At 44.2% G+C, this 17,157-nt stretch carries 16 protein-coding genes and 2 pseudogenes; 5 read left to right on the top strand and 13 right to left on the bottom strand.

All coding sequences use genetic code 11. The features are described 5' to 3' along the window. Window positions 1–14 precede the first annotated feature (14 nt). The 11 genes from GGR07_RS05540 to GGR07_RS05490 form a co-directional block, all read right to left on the bottom strand. Window positions 15–1,340: a BT_3928 family protein gene (locus GGR07_RS05540; RefSeq protein WP_021647174.1), complete on the bottom strand. Its 1,326-nt coding sequence runs from the start codon at window positions 1,338–1,340 to the stop codon at window positions 15–17. Further along, the gene (locus GGR07_RS05535) at window positions 1,330–1,872 is read right to left on the bottom strand and encodes a DUF1599 domain-containing protein (protein ID WP_021647175.1); all 543 of its coding nucleotides are present in this window, start codon (window positions 1,870–1,872) and stop codon (window positions 1,330–1,332) included. The genes GGR07_RS05540 and GGR07_RS05535 overlap by 11 nt, the downstream gene beginning before the upstream one ends. A gap of 109 nt (window positions 1,873–1,981) precedes the next feature. Next, complete coding sequence (locus GGR07_RS05530) at window positions 1,982–2,863, bottom strand: peptidoglycan DD-metalloendopeptidase family protein (protein WP_021647176.1); 882 nt, start codon at window positions 2,861–2,863, stop codon at window positions 1,982–1,984. Window positions 2,864–2,884: 21 nt separating this feature from the next. Next, window positions 2,885–3,349: a nucleoside-diphosphate kinase gene (gene ndk / locus GGR07_RS05525; RefSeq protein ID WP_021647177.1), complete on the bottom strand. Its 465-nt coding sequence runs from the start codon at window positions 3,347–3,349 to the stop codon at window positions 2,885–2,887. Window positions 3,350–3,571: 222 nt separating this feature from the next. Beyond that, window positions 3,572–5,668: an ATP-dependent DNA helicase RecG gene (gene recG, locus GGR07_RS05520; RefSeq protein WP_021647178.1), complete on the bottom strand. Its 2,097-nt coding sequence runs from the start codon at window positions 5,666–5,668 to the stop codon at window positions 3,572–3,574. Next, window positions 5,661–6,326, bottom strand: coding sequence for a 2-C-methyl-D-erythritol 4-phosphate cytidylyltransferase (locus tag GGR07_RS05515; protein WP_021647179.1), 666 nt, complete (start codon window positions 6,324–6,326; stop codon window positions 5,661–5,663). Before GGR07_RS05515 ends, recG begins: the two co-directional genes overlap by 8 nt. Before the next feature lie 10 nt (window positions 6,327–6,336). Then, on the bottom strand, window positions 6,337–6,888 hold the full coding sequence (locus GGR07_RS05510; protein ID WP_021647180.1) for a DJ-1 family glyoxalase III: 552 nt from the start codon (window positions 6,886–6,888) through the stop codon (window positions 6,337–6,339). A gap of 259 nt (window positions 6,889–7,147) precedes the next feature. Further along, window positions 7,148–7,999: a cell envelope integrity protein TolA gene (locus GGR07_RS05505; protein ID WP_021647181.1), complete on the bottom strand. Its 852-nt coding sequence runs from the start codon at window positions 7,997–7,999 to the stop codon at window positions 7,148–7,150. A 92-nt stretch (window positions 8,000–8,091) separates the two neighbouring features. Further along, the gene (locus tag GGR07_RS05500) at window positions 8,092–8,508 is read right to left on the bottom strand and encodes an ExbD/TolR family protein (RefSeq protein WP_034542877.1); all 417 of its coding nucleotides are present in this window, start codon (window positions 8,506–8,508) and stop codon (window positions 8,092–8,094) included. A gap of 123 nt (window positions 8,509–8,631) precedes the next feature. After that, complete coding sequence (locus GGR07_RS05495; RefSeq protein ID WP_034542875.1) at window positions 8,632–9,354, bottom strand: MotA/TolQ/ExbB proton channel family protein; 723 nt, start codon at window positions 9,352–9,354, stop codon at window positions 8,632–8,634. After that, window positions 9,354–10,067 carry a pyridoxine 5'-phosphate synthase gene (locus GGR07_RS05490; RefSeq protein WP_021647185.1) on the bottom strand — a complete coding sequence of 238 codons (714 nt, stop codon included), beginning with the start codon at window positions 10,065–10,067 and terminating at the stop codon, window positions 9,354–9,356. The genes GGR07_RS05495 and GGR07_RS05490 overlap by 1 nt, the downstream gene beginning before the upstream one ends. A 150-nt stretch (window positions 10,068–10,217) precedes the next feature. Here GGR07_RS05490 and GGR07_RS05485 point away from each other — a divergent pair, with 150 nt between their 5' ends. Then, window positions 10,218–11,090: an NAD kinase gene (locus GGR07_RS05485; RefSeq protein WP_034542873.1), complete on the top strand. Its 873-nt coding sequence runs from the start codon at window positions 10,218–10,220 to the stop codon at window positions 11,088–11,090. Window positions 11,091–11,101: 11 nt separating this feature from the next. On the opposite strand, the gene GGR07_RS05480 is transcribed toward GGR07_RS05485, so the two are convergent. After that, a complete protein-coding gene (locus GGR07_RS05480) occupies window positions 11,102–11,974 on the bottom strand; it encodes a hypothetical protein (RefSeq protein ID WP_034542872.1) in 873 nt (290 codons plus the stop codon). Between the two features lie 154 nt (window positions 11,975–12,128). Between GGR07_RS05480 and GGR07_RS05475 the strand changes: the two genes are divergently transcribed. The 3 genes and pseudogenes from GGR07_RS05475 to GGR07_RS05465 all read left to right on the top strand — a co-directional run bounded on the left by GGR07_RS05475 (window position 12,129) and on the right by GGR07_RS05465 (window position 15,029). After that, window positions 12,129–12,848 carry a hypothetical protein gene (locus tag GGR07_RS05475; protein ID WP_021647188.1) on the top strand — a complete coding sequence of 240 codons (720 nt, stop codon included), beginning with the start codon at window positions 12,129–12,131 and terminating at the stop codon, window positions 12,846–12,848. Window positions 12,849–12,992: 144 nt separating this feature from the next. Next, window positions 12,993–13,934 (top strand): malate dehydrogenase, encoded by a 942-nt coding sequence (gene mdh, locus GGR07_RS05470; protein WP_021647189.1) that lies wholly within the window; start codon window positions 12,993–12,995, stop codon window positions 13,932–13,934. 332 nt (window positions 13,935–14,266) lie between these two features. Next, window positions 14,267–15,029, top strand: a pseudogene (locus GGR07_RS05465) (DUF4372 domain-containing protein). 473 nt (window positions 15,030–15,502) lie between these two features. Here the strand turns inward: GGR07_RS05465 and GGR07_RS05460 are convergent. Beyond that, window positions 15,503–16,320: pseudogene (locus GGR07_RS05460) on the bottom strand (DUF3945 domain-containing protein); the annotation flags it as partial. A 218-nt stretch (window positions 16,321–16,538) separates the two neighbouring features. Between GGR07_RS05460 and GGR07_RS05455 the strand changes: the two are divergent. Continuing rightward, entirely contained in the window at window positions 16,539–16,730 is a 192-nt protein-coding gene (locus GGR07_RS05455; RefSeq protein ID WP_147298129.1) for a class IIb bacteriocin, lactobin A/cerein 7B family, read from the top strand. Window positions 16,731–17,157 lie beyond the last annotated feature (427 nt).

The following is a 17,157-nucleotide window of genomic DNA, read 5'->3' as shown; positions in this document are numbered from 1 at the left end:
ATATAACTTCTTATTTATTCATCATCCTTTATTGATCCGGCCGCCTCCGCCGCCTTCTTGGCAAGCCGTCTCTCTTTACGACGGATAATCAGAATATCTGCTCCCAACACGAACAGCAGCGGTACGATAAACCATAAGAAGACGTACCCTACGGTATGGAGGTCGCTCTTAACCTTCTGCTTTCCCAAAAGAAGATTCTCCAGTCTGTCTGTAAGCACATACTCGTCAGGCAATTCTTCATCGCTCCACTTATTCAAAATCACGCCGTTCTTTATCAGCATCAGCCCCGGATTAGACCGGATCATTGTTTTTAACGCAATATCATCCGTCCGGCAGAAAGGATATTCTGCTCCGGATTTATCTTTCCATTGTTCTATCTGTTCATCCGATGAAGAAGTGAGGCAATAAAACCCGTAACCATGCTCCATCGAATAGTCGTAAATTTCATTGATCAAATCGATATTGCTGTCATCCGCTATCTCGATGCGATGGGCTATCAGCAGGAATGTGTAATTCATATCAGTCAACACATCCTCAGTTATATCGTTTCCCGTAGCCGATTCAATCATAGAGAAATCGCGGATAGGCGGCTCATAACCTTTCTTTTTAAGAATTGAACGGGCATCTACGAATGTCCATGTGCTGTCGGGATAATTCTCCAGTGTAAACTCTTTCTTTACTCCATTCTTCTCCAATATAAAGATATTCTCGTATATGCTCGGTTGTGCCCCATCGGGAACGGTCATTCCCTCAAGAATATTGTTGCCTATTTTATAAGGACGGAAGTCTAAAACTGGCAGATGATTCAAACAATAAAACGACAAAGCGAAAACAAACAATATCGTATACAAAGAAACCAACCATTCCATTTTGAAGGTAATAAAGCGAATCACCGATTTACGATGCCTGAACACTACAACGGCAAGCATAAGCAGCACTGCATTTTTCAGGAACGTTTCCCAATTTGTGAGTTTCCATGCATCTCCGAAACAGCCGCAGTCCTGCACCGGATTGGAAAGGGCCAGATATAAAGTCAGTGGAGTCATGAAAACCATGAATATCAGTGCCAGCGTAGAGGAAACAGTCCTACGAACTCCAAAGAACAAGAAAACACCGATGGAAAATTCGACTGCCGACAAGACGATACCGGTGAGTAAAGGAAAAAAGGAAGGAAACCAAGACAGTATGCCAAACGCAGCGAGATAATCCTGTATCTTATACTGCACACCTAAAGGGTCGACAGCTTTAACGAAACCGGAAAAGATAAAAACTGCGGATAGAAAGAAGCGGCACAAATTGACTCCTGTCTTTCGAATAATATGTAAATTCTTATCCTTCAAACTCTATTTTAATCAGACCGAAAATGGCATAATTGATCATATCCATGTAATTGGCGTCGATTCCTTCGGAAACCAACGTATCTCCGGACAGGCTCTCAATCTGCTTGGTCCGGTATATTTTCATTAGAATCAGGTCGGTATAAGAGCTGATTCGCATGCTTCTCCACGCTTCATCGTAATCATGATTTTTTGCCAGCATTAAATCCAATGCTTTGTGCGAATATTTATCATACAAAGCCAAAGCCTCTTCATTGCCGATATCAGCCGATTCGGCATACCCTAATTCAAGCTGGATTAACCCAATAATTCCGTAATTAACGATAGCTATAAACTCCGAACGGATGCCCTCGTCTATCAAGGTCACCCCTTTTGTTTCAATACTGCGGATGCGGTTGGCTTTAATAAAAATCTGATCGGTTACGGAAGCCGGACGCAGAATGCGCCATGCGGGACCGTAATCATGTAGTTTCTTAGAAAACAACTCACGACAAAAAGCAATGACATGTTCAAACTGTAACTTGGTATCTTTCATTTCTTTCCAAATAGAACGCAAAGGTAACAATAATTAAGTAAAAACAGAAAGAGGGGCACTCTAAATAATATTAAAGTGCCCTCTTGTATTATGAATAAGATACTATTCTTTATGAACAACGCAATACCTGTCCTATACGCAAGGTAGTTGTCGGCTTTATACGGTTCAGCTTGCACAGTTTGCTTACAGAAACCCCACGTAGTTTGGCTATACGCGACAGCGTATCTCCACTCTTCACTTTATGATAACGAATAGCCGTTTCAACATCACCTCGGTCATGAGAACCCGCACGATGACGCTCCATTCCTTTCGTCTTGCGGAAAGTATATGTATCAGCTACCACATCTTGTTTCGGGAAATCGAACATATAAGCCGGGTTGATGGCAATACCCAAAAAGCGGGTTTCAAAATGAAGATGCGAACCTGTGGAACGCCCAGTGTTTCCACCCAATCCAATCGCTTCGCCGGCTTTCACCAACTGGTTCTCTTCAACCAACTGTTTCGATAAATGCCCGTATACGGTTTCCAAACCGTTATCATGTCGGATTACAACGTATTTCCCATATCCTCTGCGTTCATACTTTACAATGCGTACCTTTCCGTCAAAAGCAGAAACAATTGTATCTCCGACATTTACTTTCAAATCTAAACCATTATGCATTCTCCTCCAGCGAGGCCCGAAAGGCGAAGTAATTTTCGTACTCGGAGTAGGCATGCAGAAACCTGTCAGATCAATATTGTAAGTCTCCGGAATAATAGCCTCTTTTCCATAAGCATGTACGTACTGATTGTTCCAATTCGGATAAAGATCCAAAGCAGGATATTCCGACTGCTCAATGCGAATCTGCCTTTGTAAAGTCAAAGAGTCTACTGCTTTTAATTTTTTATCAATGGGAGCCTGACGCGCAATCAGATCTTGAGAGAAAGAACTCAAACTAATCATAGCCGCCACGGCAGTAAGTCCTGTCTTAATAATACAACTGAAATTCATTCGTCTTTGTCAATTGTTCGATTAATATTCATCATTCGCATACAGAAAGTCGAAAGCGATCTGCCTGTATTCAAATAGTTCTTCCGGTTTAAAAAATCTCTTTAATTCGATGGCTGCCGTTTCCGGTGAATCGGAAGCATGAACAATATTTTCCTGAAAGCTCATGCTATAATCTCCACGGATTGTTCCGGGCGCAGCCAAACGTCCGTTCGTCGGCCCGGTCAGTGTACGCACGGTTTGAACAGCATCTACACCCTCATAACAACAAACGATGACAGGAGCTGCCATCATCGAATCTTTTACTCGTTGAAAAAAGGGTTTGGCACTCAAATGCGCATAATGTTCGCTTAACAGTTCATCCATCAGATGCATCATTTTCATACCGGCCAACCGCAAACCTTTACGTTCGAAGCGGCGAGTAATCTCTCCAACCAGTCCCCGTTGAAGGGTACACGGCTTCAAAATGACCAGTGTTTTTTCAAGCATATTATGTGACTTTTTAGATGGTTAAACGAATACATTCACTTAAAAATTCCCCCAAAAGTAATGTTTTCTGATGAAACAACCACTAAGTTATTAACTATTTTTCAACATCTATGTGATTCATCAAGCCTTCATAAGCTTCTAAAAGTCTATAAACAGGGAAGATAGCAGAGGAATATGTTTTTCAACATATCCATAAAATCAGCGGCCTGTTTAACCCATATTTCAACTAATTACCGCCCAGTTAACATTTGTTTTTCTAAGCGATTTAAGTTGTTGCCACAAGATTTCGTTCTCCGGATGCTGCGCTCCGGGATCGCGTTCCACAATATCTTCCGCTACCGAACGGACGTATTGCAGCAGTTGCCCATCGCGGGCAATATCGGCAATCTTCAAGTCGAAAGGGATGCCGCTTTGCTGAGTACCTTCCAGATCTCCGGGCCCTCTGAGCTTCAGATCGGCTTCGGCAATTTCAAACCCGTCATTGGTACGCACCATAATCTCCAACCGCTTCCGGGTATCTTCGGTCAGTTTATAGTTTGTCACAAGGATACAGTACGATTGCTCTGCCCCACGCCCGACCCTTCCGCGCAACTGATGCAATTGGGAAAGCCCGAACCGCTCGGCATTCTCTATAATCATGACCGAAGCATTAGGGACGTTCACTCCTACCTCAATCACCGTAGTAGCCACCATTATCTGCGCTTCACCCGAAACAAACAGCTGCATTTGCCTATCTTTCTCAGATGCTTTCATTTTGCCGTGCACTTTACATACCGTATATTCCGGAAATTCTTCGCAAATATGCAAATATCCTTCTTCCAGATTTTTCAGGTCAATCTTTTCGCTCTCTTTTATTAAAGGATATACGATATATATTTGGCGCCCCTCTTCAATCTGCTTCCGTACCGAACGATAAAGGCTCTCTCGCCGATTATCAAATTGATGAATCGTAGTTATTGGCTTCCGTCCCGGCGGAAGCTCGTCAATAACGGAAACATCCAAGTCACCATACAAGGTCATGGCTAATGTACGTGGAATAGGCGTGGCAGTCATGACAAGCACATGCGGAGGCTGGGTGTTCTTGCTCCAAAGGCGGGCACGCTGCTCCACACCGAAGCGATGCTGCTCATCGATAATGACCAACCCCAATGAAGAAAAATGAACGGTTTCTTCGATTACGGCATGAGTACCTATTAAAATATTCACTTTGCCCGTCAATAATCCTTTTAAGACAGCTTCTCTTTTTTTCCCTTTCACAGAGCCCGTTAACAGTTCCACGCATACGTCCATGCCGGAAAGGAGCTTCTTGATCGTTTCATAATGCTGACCGGCCAATATTTCGGTAGGTGCCATCATACAAGCCTGATAACCATTATCCATTGCCAGCAGCATACTCATCAAGGCAACCAATGTTTTCCCACTTCCTACATCTCCTTGCAGCAACCTGTTCATTTGCCTGCCACTGCCTACATCATTTCGGATTTCTTTCAACACCCTCTTTTGGGCCCCGGTCAGTTCGAAAGGGAGGTTGTTCGTATAAAACGCATTAAAAACATCGCCAACTTTTTCAAAAATATAGCCGCGATACTTTCTTTGCCGATCTTTCGCATATCGAAGGATGTTCAACTGCACATAAAAAAGCTCTTCGAATTTCAGACGATATTGTGCCCTGCGCAATAAATCGGGACTACCGGGAAAGTGGATGTTTTTAAGGGCCTCGGTCAAAGACATCAAATGGTGTCCCGTCAAAATTTGAGGAGAAAGAGTTTCGGGGAGTGGTTCTTGCAGTTGCTGAATGACAGTTCCCATCATTTTTTCAATGGCATGAGAGTTAAGAAAACTCCGTTTCATCTTCTCCGTTGTACTGTAATAAGGCTGTAAACCCGAAGAAAACAATTGCCCGTCATCAGGTTTATCCATATCCGGATGAGCGACATTGATTCTGCCGTTAAACACAGTCGGCTTTCCAAAAACGATGTACTCCTCGTGAAGCTTGTACCTATTAAGCACATATTTTAAGCCTTGAAACCATACCAACTCAACAACTCCCGTACCATCGGAGAAGTAAGCAACAAGGCGACGGCGGCGTCCTTCTCCGAACGTTTCAAATCCTACTATTTTACCCTTCAACTGGATATAAGGCATGTTCCCATCTATTTCATGAATGTAATAGATGCGGCTCCGGTCGACATATTTATAAGGGAAATAATAAATCAAATCTCGCAAGGAGTGTATTCCCAGCTCCTTGTTCAACACTGCTGCTTTCTGAGGGCCTACGCCGGAGATAAACTTGATGTCGCGTGTGGTTAAATCAAACATGTAGAAGGGCAGTTCCTATTTTCAGATCAAAAGGAGTCGTTATCTTAATATTTTCCCGATTGCCTTCAGTGAGAGAAACAGGTATATTCATTGCTTCCACAACAGAAGCATCATCTGTAAAAATCGGATTAAAGTCTTGCATGTATGCCCGTTTTAGAAGCTCCGCATCAAACACCTGCGGGGTTTGCACCAATTTATACTCGGCACGGTTTACCGTCCGGCTTCCGTCTTTCGTAACTACACGAAGGGTTTCGAACACATCTACTACCGGAATCACCGCCTTTCGTTTAGCCGCTAAATCATAACATCGGCGAATCACCTCCAACGACACAAAGGGGCGAACTCCGTCATGTACCGCCACTAAGCCCGGCTCCTGCACAAACGCTAATCCGTTCTTAACCGAATGAAAACGTGTTTCTCCCCCATCAGCCAGCTGATGCTCCACTTCAAAAGCACATTCACGACAAAGTTTCTTCCAAAAGTTTTGTTGATCTTTCGGAAGAACAAGAATGATTTGAAGCGATGTATCATAATGGCGAAAAACTTCGATGGTATGCATTAAAACAGGTTTTCCGCCGACAGGCAAGAACTGTTTGGGAAGCTCGCTCCTCATTCTCAGCCCCCTCCCGCCGGCGACAATGATAGCATACTGTTTCATAAGCCGGGTTCTAACCTTTCACACACATAGCAGCCTTCAGCTCGTCTACTTTGGCTTGTCCCATCAGCAGGGCTACAACAGCCAAGGCGAAGTCCATGGCGGCCCCCGGTCCTCTCCCTGTTACTATATTCCCGTCACAGACAGCCGGTTGTTTCAGGTATTCGGCTCCTTCCAGATAGTTTTCAAATCCCGGATAACAGGTTGCTTTCTTTCCCTTCAGCAGTCCCAGCTTACCAAGCACCATAGGAGCGGCACAGATAGCGGCAAGAGGTTTGTTCTTCGAAGCAAAATCCTTTAAAAGTTCGCACAATTTCTTGTGTTCTCCGAGCGTAGCCGCTCCGGGCATCCCGCCCGGCAACAACAGAAGCTCCGCATCACGAAAATCACAATTATCAAAATTCACATCACATAGTAAAGATACATCATGAGCGCCTACCACAATTTCATCCGGAGTAACAGATACGATTTTCACATTCAATCCGGCGCGTCTCAACACATCAACAGCAGTCAAGGCTTCGATCTCCTCAAAGCCATCCGCAAAAAAAACATATACAGTTCCCATAAGCCTCCTTCTGTGCTCATTACCGGCAAGTAAGGACCTCAAGCCAGTTGCGCACTTTTTATAATTTAGTAAAACAATAAATTCGTTCTTTGTATAAAAACCTCTTTAAAGGTCCCTTTTAAAGAGCAAACTCGATTACCGTCGAAAAAGCGACATTTCTCATATCTATTCGTGTTTTGAGTGATTATTTTACCTCACATTCACTTCAACATTCAAAATTCAAGCCTCAAAACAAGAAAACGAGGCAATAGCTCTTCTTTTATCGCAAATTGAAATAATACGTAATGGTTCCGGTTTGATTGTTCAGCCCGTCAATCTCATTAAAGCGTGCTTTTTTTGCAGCATCTTCCGCCGCTTTGCGCAAAGCGGAGCTTACCGTATTCGTTTGAGGGTTGATACCGGTTGCAATCACTTGTCCTGCAGGATTCACCGTAATGTTCACTACCACCCGTCCTTCTTCCTGCACATTATAAACAGGCTTGGGCAGGCTACCCGTACCCAAAGAACGGCCTCCGAGGTTAAACGTACCGTAACCGCCACTGCCGGTCTTCGATCCGACAGAAGAGTCCCCCCCCTTACTGCCTTCGGTTCCGGCTCCCTGACTGGAAGTTCCTTTATCCCCTTCCATCTGAGCTCCTTTCCCGAAAGCGCCTGCCACTTTCTTTCGCGCCTGCTCTTCTGCTGCTTTCCGTTCACGTTCAGCCTTTTCTTCAGCCATCCGCTTGGCTTCCGCCGCTTTTTCAGCCTCGGTTTTCTCCGGTTTCTTTGCCGGTTCTTTGGGCTTTACAGTCTCTTTGTTTTTTGTCGGCTTCGGTTTCAAAGCAACGGTTTCCTCTTCAGTCTGTGTCAGCAAATCTTCTTCTGGAGGAAGTGTTCGTCCCTCATCCGGGGCATTGACGGACTCCTTTGGCAATAGGTCCACATCAACCAAAGAAGGGTCGTCTAATCCACTCGCTTCTTCTATATTTCCCAACATAACAGGCACTCCGCCCATCTCCTCATCCTGCGGAGGAACAGTAAATCCTATCAGAAGCAAAAGAGCAATCACCGCCATGTGCACCAACAGTGTACCCAGCGCGCCGATATATTCACTCTTTTTTCTTCTGTCCATTTTTTCGTCATTTTTAGCCTACAGAGTCACAAGACAAGCAAAAGAAGTTCCTTTTGTCCAATCTGTGCTCCTGCCTTTATATCTGCATTCTTTTATTTCTTCCCGGGCGGGCGTGTAGCCAGCACCATCTTGAAATGATTCTCATTGGCAATATTGAGTATCCTCACAATTTCACGGTAAGGCACTGTTTCGTCGGCATACAACGCCACATACATTTCCGGTTCTTTTTCAGCGCAACGCTGTAAGAACGGAGTCAGTTCATCCAACGTCAGTTGTTTTTCCGTTTCATTTCCAAAACCGGCATAATAATTCAGGTCTTTATCAATAACGACCCTTGTCAGCGGTTTTGCAGAAGTTTGCTGTTTCCCTTGCGGTAAAAGCACTTTAATAGCATTGGGAGAAACGGCCGTAGAGGTGATCATAAAAAAGATCAGCAACAGAAAAATGACATCCGTCATGGAAGCCATACTGAAATTGGGCGATATTTTATTTCTTCTTTTTAGTCCCACTTGGTTAGTTTTTAATGAGTGACAAATAACCGGCAAGCTCTACTCCAGCGTCCGGCAATCGGATAAAGCGATAAGGAATAATCTTTGTCAGCCCGCCCGATCCGGAAATCCTGTCCGGGAATTTCACTTTTTCTGTGCCGGTTCGTTAAGCAAATCCATAAATTCCATGGTACGCGACTCCATCTTATTCACCACACGATCCACCAGCATCACCAGATAATTGTAAGCAAACATCGCGATAATTCCGACAATCAAACCACCCACCGTAGTAATCATCGCCTCATAAATGCCTCCCGAAAGCAATGTGATATCTACATTGCCGCTTCCGGCATTCGCCATCTTATAAAAAGCCCGAACCATACCGGTCACCGTACCCAAGAAGCCAATCATCGGAGCGCCTCCCGCAATCGTAGCCATTACGGTCAGTCCTTTTTCCAATTTAGCTACTTCGATATTTCCGACATTCTCAATGGCAACCTGCACATCATTAATAGGGCGTCCCAAGCGATTAATTCCTTTTTCAATCATACGTGCCGAAGGAGTATTCATATTTCGGCAATAAGCAAGAGCCGCTTTCAACTCCCCACTATGGATATAATCCTTTATGCGTTCCATAAACATAGGATCTTCTTTTCCTGCCTTACGGATAATATAATTCCGTTCGAACAGAATATAGAAACAAATCAAGGAAAGTAGACCGAGCACAATCATTATCCAACCTCCTTTAGCTGCCATATCGAGCATATTCATTTCAGGTTCACCGACCGAAGTCAGGACCGGATTGGCAGTTGCCAAAGAGTCGGCCATACTCACAGTTCCCTGTAGCAATAACATCCATGCATTCATTATTGTAAACAGTTTTTATATTCCCTAATGGTACGCTCCAGTCCGAGATACAATGCGTCACTAATCAACGCATGCCCGATAGACACCTCGTCCAGCCAGGGAATGTTTTTATAAAAATAATTTAAGTTCACAAGACTCAAGTCGTGTCCGGCATTCAGCCCCAAGCCGAGACTGCGTGCTTTTTTTGCCGCCTCTATAAAAGGTGCGACAGCCGCTTCCGGGTTTTCCGCAAATTTCGAGGCATAAGGCTCCGTATACAATTCGACACGATCGGTTCCCGCTTTGGCAGCATACTCCACCATTTCCGGATCGGCAGCAACGAATACGGAAGTGCGTATACCTGCGCTATTGAAACGATCGAGCACATCCGTCAGAAAATCCAGATTGGATTTCGTATCCCAACCGGAATTAGAGGTTATCTGCGAAGGGGCATCGGGAACCAGCGTCACTTGGTGCGGCTTCACCTGTAAGACCAGTTCGATGAACTCCGGAGCCGGATAACCTTCAATATTGAATTCGGTCCGCAACAACGGTCGCAAATCATATACATCCGTCCGACGAATATGGCGTTCGTCCGGTCGCGGATGCACCGTAATACCATCGGCCCCGAAGCTTTCACAATCAAGCGCTACCTTCACCACGTTCGGCACATCTCCTCCGCGCGCATTCCTCAGCGTAGCGACCTTATTTATATTTACACTCAGTTTAGTCATAGCTCAACACGCAATGTTTGGTGCAAAAATACAAATATTATTATTAGTTGCCTAATAATGGGAAACGCATTATCCGTTCTTTTTTTGTTATTTAAAGTAGAAATCCAAGAAAAAATGCCAAATTTGCAAACACATATAACTAAATCGCTTATGAAATTTGCTATTATCGGGAATACATATCAAGCCAAAAAGTCATCGCATGCCGAAACTTTGTTCCGGATACTCAAGGAGAGACAAGCCGAGATTCATGTATGCCGAGAGTTTTATCGTTTTCTGACTTCAGACCTGCGCATCGGACCTCATGCAGACAGCTTGTTCGACGGAGAAGATTTCAATGCGGATATGGTAATCAGTATCGGAGGCGATGGCACATTTCTGAGGACAGCCAGCCGGGTAGGACGGAAAGGCATTCCTATTTTAGGAATCAACACCGGGCGTTTGGGGTTTCTAGCAGATATATCACCCGAAGAAATGGAAGCCACATTCGACGAGATTTATGCCCACAGATACAGGATAGAAGAACGAAGCGTACTGCAACTCATCTGCAACGACAAGCAACTGCAATCTTCGCCTTATGCGTTGAATGACATAGCGGTGCTCAAACGAGACAGTTCTTCGATGATCAGCATACACACCGCCATCAACGGAGCGTACCTGAACACGTATCAGGCGGACGGACTGGTGATAGCCACTCCTACAGGCTCCACCGCCTATTCGCTGAGCGTAGGCGGCCCGATCATCGTCCCCCACTCCAACACCATTGCCATCACCCCGGTAGCTCCGCATAGCCTCAACGTACGACCTATCGTCATTCGCGACGACTGGGAGCTATCATTGGAGGTAGAAAGCCGCAGCCACAATTTTCTCGTAGCTGTGGACGGAAGAAGCGAATCGTGCAAAGAGACCACCCGGCTTACTATTCGGAAAGCAGATTACAGCATCAAAGTTGTGAAACGCTTCAAGCATGTATTTTTCGATACACTTCGCAGTAAGATGATGTGGGGAGCTGACGGAAGGAACTGACGAGTCACTTTTCATTCCAATTCGAATTTCCGGGAACCGATCAGATTACCGCCCTCGAAAATATCCACCCGGTAGGTTCCGGCATACAAAAACTCTTCCACATCCCAATAGACGGTGATATTCTGTTCTTCACCATCGTATTCTATGTATTTTTTAATGGAATACCCCAATTCGCGGTTCTCATAGGGAAACGTATTGGAGGGATTCTTCGTCAACACATCGTTGTCGGGCTTGGCTATGCGGATATAAAGGGTTCGCTCGCCGTTCTCCGCCGTAATGTTCTTTACAATGGTAAAACTGACCGCCATTTTCACCACATCCTTCACTCTTTTCGCCACCTTTCCCCTTTTGTTTCGCGCCTCTACACGGATATTCGTAGCATCCAGCTGTGCGGCAAGCGTCACTTTTTTATCCAGATTCTTTTTTTCTTCCGAAAGGTTGCTGATCTGGCGCGAAGCATCGTTGTATTTCCGGGTCACTTCGGCAATCACTTCTTTCTGTTCTGCGGTAAGCCTGTTCAACGAGTCGATCTGATTGATATACCCAACCATTATCTTACGCAACGTGGCCAGTTCGTTCTTCAACCGCCGGATTTCGGAAGCATTCGAACTTTTCACCGTACGCAACTCTTCCAGCAGACGTTGGGTCTTGAGTTGCTCTTGTTCCAGCAATTGGGCAAGCGAATCGTTCGAAACCGTCATCTTCAGTTCGTCATATTGCTGTGAAAACCGGGTATATTCTTTTTCCAAATCTTCCTTATCCAACTGAAACTCCTGCACCAACTCACGATTCGCACGCTTTTCAGTGATCAATAAATATGTAATGCCGATCATTGCTATTACCAGCACAGCTACAGCGGCAACCAGAAAGCCCTTTTTATTCATAAATCTAATAATTAAACGGATAACAAACGCAAAAATAAGCATTTCAGTTCATTTTGCGAATGCTCTATCATTCTATTTCCAAAAAAAAATTACTTTTGCGACATTTTAAGTATTGCGACCTATTTAAGAATTATGACCAAATCAAACAAAAAACATGAAACACATTAAACATTGCCTCCTCTCAGGCCTGACGGCCACACTTATGGTTTGCAGCCCATACATCGCCGCTCAAACAACCAACATGCCTCCTTTACTCCGGACCGATTCGGTCAATGTGTGCAATTCGGATGAAAACGCTTTCAGTTCCGCCGGACAGACTCAAACCTCAACTGCTACGGCATTCGCAGAAAAAGGGGCAAGGAAAACACGAAAAAAGCAAGTGCCCCGCCATACAATGGCTGTCAACGCAGGAGCCGGGTTAATCACCAGCACGATAGAAACACCAACAAGAAGATACAAACGCAAAATGATGACACAATGGCAGGCAGAGTACAACTGCATATTCAAATCGGGACTGGGATTCGGATTGAAATTCTTCAGCTCAAGCACCACTATCTCAGACGACAGTTTTCAGGAAAAAATAATTACCCCTACATTCGTAGCCCGAGCCAAATTAGCCCCCAAATGGATGGTAAAAGCAGATTTAGGTTTGGGATACAGCAGTTTCAACAACTCGTACGAGCAGCAAAACGGCCCTGTGTTCAGCACCTCCGTCGGATGGGAATATATGATCTCCAAACACATAGGCATAGGTGGAGAATTCTCGTTATTAATCTGCGCCTTAAAAAAGCCGAAGCACTTCCAAATCGACAAAGACGAATCGTATGGCATAAAAAAAATAGCATTCATCGGAGGACTGCGTTATTACCTCTGACGAGCCCTCTACTCGGCTCATCCGGAAAGGAGTTCTTTCTTTAACGAAAATTATTGTGGAAAAATTTCTTTAATCAGGAATAACATTGTAATTTTGCGGATACGAGAAGAAAAACCAATTATCAACTTTTAAATAAATCGTATTATGTCAAAAGTAACCGTAGTAGGCGCAGGTAACGTAGGCGCTACATGTGCAAATGTGCTTGCTTTCAATGAAGTAGCAGACGAAGTAGTAATGCTGGACGTAAAAGAAGGCGTTTCAGAGGGTAAAGCAATGGATATGATGCAGACAGCTCAACTATTGGGCTTCGACACTACCTTAGTGGGCTGCACGAACGATTATGCTCAAACAGCCAACTCGGACGTAGTGGTCATCACTTCAGGTATTCCCCGCAAACCGGGTATGACCCGCGAAGAGTTGATCGGGGTGAATGCCGGCATCGTAAAATCAGTGGCTCAAAACATCCTGAAGCATTCTCCCAATGCCATCCTCATCGTAGTTTCCAACCCGATGGATACCATGACTTATTTGTCATTGAAATCTCTGGGATTGCCGAAAAACCGCATCATCGGCATGGGTGGCGCTCTTGACAGCTCTCGCTTCAAATACTTCCTTTCTCAGGCTTTGGGATGCAATGCCAACGAAGTAGAAGGCATGGTCATCGGCGGGCATGGCGATACGACCATGATTCCGTTGACCCGTTTCGCTACTTACAAAGGGTTGCCCGTAACCAACTTCCTGTCTGAAGAAAAGCTGAACGAAGTAGCTTCCGCTACAATGGTTGGAGGTGCAACTTTGACCAAATTGCTGGGCACTTCAGCATGGTACGCACCGGGAGCTGCCGCAGCATTCGTTGTAGAATCCATCCTTCACAACCAAAAAAAGATGATTCCATGCTCAGTATATCTGGAAGGCGAATACGGCGAATCAGACATTTGCATCGGTGTTCCTGTAATCCTTGGCAGAAACGGCATCGAAAAGATCGTCAAGCTGGAACTGAACGCTGACGAAAAAGCCAAATTCGAAGCCAGCGCAAAAGCTGTTCATGCTACAAACGCAGCTTTGAAAGAAGTAGGCGCACTGTAAGAAACCGGCGCAGACAACACAGGTCTATCGGCTATACATTATATATAGTAGCGGATAAGACAACGCAATGCGGATGAACGCAGATTGACACGAAACGAATCAAATTCGGTAGTGGAAATCGGTGCTCATTCGCATTTTTATATATAGTCGTTCCTTATAAATTTAAATTATACTGAAAATTTTATTTTATCTTGGCGGAAAAACCATTGGAAAATAAAATATTATTGCTGTCCGGTAAACCTTTTGAGTTCATAAAAAAACAGGGCTGACACTTCTCACGAGGTATCAGCCCTGTTGGCTATCTTTGAGTTGCAAAACAAAAAAGTATAACCATGGGTAAAAGTACACATTTCTTCGGACAGCCGGTGTATGGTCAGTTGATAAAATCGCTTGATCGTGATAAAATAGTTCAAATGAGTCGGACACAGGGTGGTGAACGCTATGTAAAATCGTTCGACGGTTGGCATCATCTGCTCACAATGCTTTATGCTGTCATTATGCGTTTCGACTCCCTGCATGAGATAGAGGCTTCTATGCAGGCTGAAGTATGTCACCAAGATGAAGAAAAATCTCACCTACAAATTACTTTCTGACCGTATGTATATGACCCGGCAAGGAGTGATGGAGTATCGGGAACAAACGGTGGTGTTCAACAAGGGGAACACCCGGCATAAGGCGCGTATCGTTACATACGTGGATATCAAAAAGGGCAGGCAGCCTAAACTTGTGAGCTTGCTGACCAACGATTTTGACATGCCACTTCAAACCATCGTGGAAATATACCGCAAACGATGGCTCATAGAATCACTCTTCAAGCAAATCAAGCAGAATTTTCCACTCAGATACTTTTATGGAGAAAGTGCCAATGCTATCAAGATACAGGTTTGGGTGACACTCATTGCTAACCGGCTTATGACACTTCTGCAAAGACGGCTGACACGCCCTTGGAGCTTCTCGGGATTAGCCACGATGGTAAGAATCGTTCTGATGTACGACATCAATATGGATACATTCTTCGAACGACCTGACGAAGGCTTGAAATTACTCCTAAAACAAGCAGCGGAAGAACCTCCGGAAGAAGAGAATCTGACATAAGGGGACTTGTCCCCAAGCAGAAATACTTCAAACACGTAATAGTTAACGAGTTGGGAGTAGATAATTATGGTTTAGCGAACAGTAATAATTATATTCTAACCTCCCGCACCGCATACTTTAGCCTGTTTTTTAGCAAAATCTATTCGTCTGCCGTTCGTGTCGCATTCGTCTTTCGGTTGTGTTTTATTCGTCTCCCGTTCGGCAGACGAATAAAACACAACCGAAAGACGAATTATCTGTTAATACCAAACGGCTAATATAACCTATCGGCAGTATTAAATTAGCCCATATTTAACTCTTCCAACCGAACATTAGTAGCTTCAAAGAAGTCTGGCTATACTTCAGAACTGATATATCTGCTACTTTCTATGATTGATGTTACAAAAAGCTGTAATAAATTCACATCTGACATTGTATTATCAATGCCATATCCAGGCTGAGGCCCCCTCTATATTCCTGCAACTTGATAAAAAGAAAGACTTATCGCTCTTGGCGATCATACCTTCCACTTTCACGACTTTGCCTTCCACAAGGTCTTTGTACTGGGCATCAGAGAGCGTTACGCCCTTAATCTCTGTGGGAATGTTCACTCGGTCGGCACGCAAGACGATGATTTCATTTGTCTGCGGGTCAATGGAGACACAGGCAGAGAAAGGTTCTCCGTTCTTGGGAGTCACGTCAATGGTCTTGCCCAGATTATCCGTAGTGAGGAGTTACCCTTCTCTTCAGGAGAGAACTTGTAACCCATATAGGGATAGTCAAGTTATGACTCTTTACGCATAGAGTGGACTGCCAAGCCGATGTTGCCATTGTCGTCTGTACGAAAAGCGAGGCGGGCTTCGGTATAGATGGTGGTATCACCGACGGGACAGCAATCCACCTTTTCGGGATCGATGGCAGTAGCGTTCTTCTGCCGGGGCAGAAAGTCCTCAAACGATACGCCCATCTTTGCCAGTTGTTCCTGCGTTTCGGGCTTCTCTCGGCTTTGGAGCATGATGCGGAGATTATCCACGCCTTACTCCACATTGCTGGACAAGACCTTGTACAGTCCAAAACGGGTCGGGTCGTTGAACTGTTTGAGGGAATTGCTCATGTAGTTCTTCTGCAGTCCGTCCCTGCTATTGAACTTCAAGAACAAAGTCTGATTTGTCGCTTCGGCTTCTGTGGTTTTGAAATAGTCCTTCTCGTCAATCCCGAAAACGACGGAGAGCTTACCTGCCTCCTGTCCGTTCTTCACATCTGTGCGATCTTCTAAAACCAATACATAGTTGTTATTGTTGTTCAACTCCATAATTCTTTATGTTTAAGATGAACAAATCGCTATCGAACAGCAAATATATAAGTAGAAATCGGAGTTTTTACAAGCCAAGGATTTCGTAGGAAGAGTGGGGAAATTTTAAGAATCACAAAAATATATCATGAAAGTTTTGGCGTTCTCGATTTTTCTCTGTAATATTATTGCAGGAAGAAGATGGTATTTTTAAGTTTAACCGGTTTAAATTAAATGCAATGAAAGAATTTGAATTAAACGTAGCGGGCTTGGAACCCTTGCACGAAGAAGAAGTTAAGTCTGTGTATGGAGGTATAGGGCCATTTGCTATTGTGTTGATCGCAGTAGCGGTAGGCACTTTCATAACGGAGTTTAAAGATGTTAGAGAAGGACTTAGTGATGGCTATGCAGGACGGAAACCAAGACACTAAGAACAGAAGAAAAAAAATGATGTCTTTCATCTCTTTTGGGGTCGCTGTAGTCGTAGGACTTTTGGCTTATGTGATAATTATTTACGGTCCTGATATTGTTCGAGGAATCATTAGTGTTTTCTCTAAGAAATAGGTTTAAAGACAAAGGTATTAAAAACAAAGAATATTATGGCAAAACTAGATTTATTTGAAAATTCCGAAATGAACGGATTGAAGAACTCACTCTCAATGAAATTGTTGAATGTAATGGAGGTGAATCCCTGTGGTATTGGGTTGCATATGGTGTAGGTTCCTATTGGAAGAGGAGTTAAATACGTATGGGAAAAGCATACAGAAATGGTAATGCAACAAGGAGGACATGCTTCAACAATGCCTTTCAAATAAATTCTCTAAACATTAATCTATAAGAACATAGTTCTGCAGATAA

It is taken from the genome of Bacteroides pyogenes, assembly GCF_014196225.1.
Lineage (GTDB): Bacteria > Bacteroidota > Bacteroidia > Bacteroidales > Bacteroidaceae > Bacteroides > Bacteroides pyogenes_A.
This window is presented reverse-complemented; position numbering and strand designations above follow the sequence as displayed.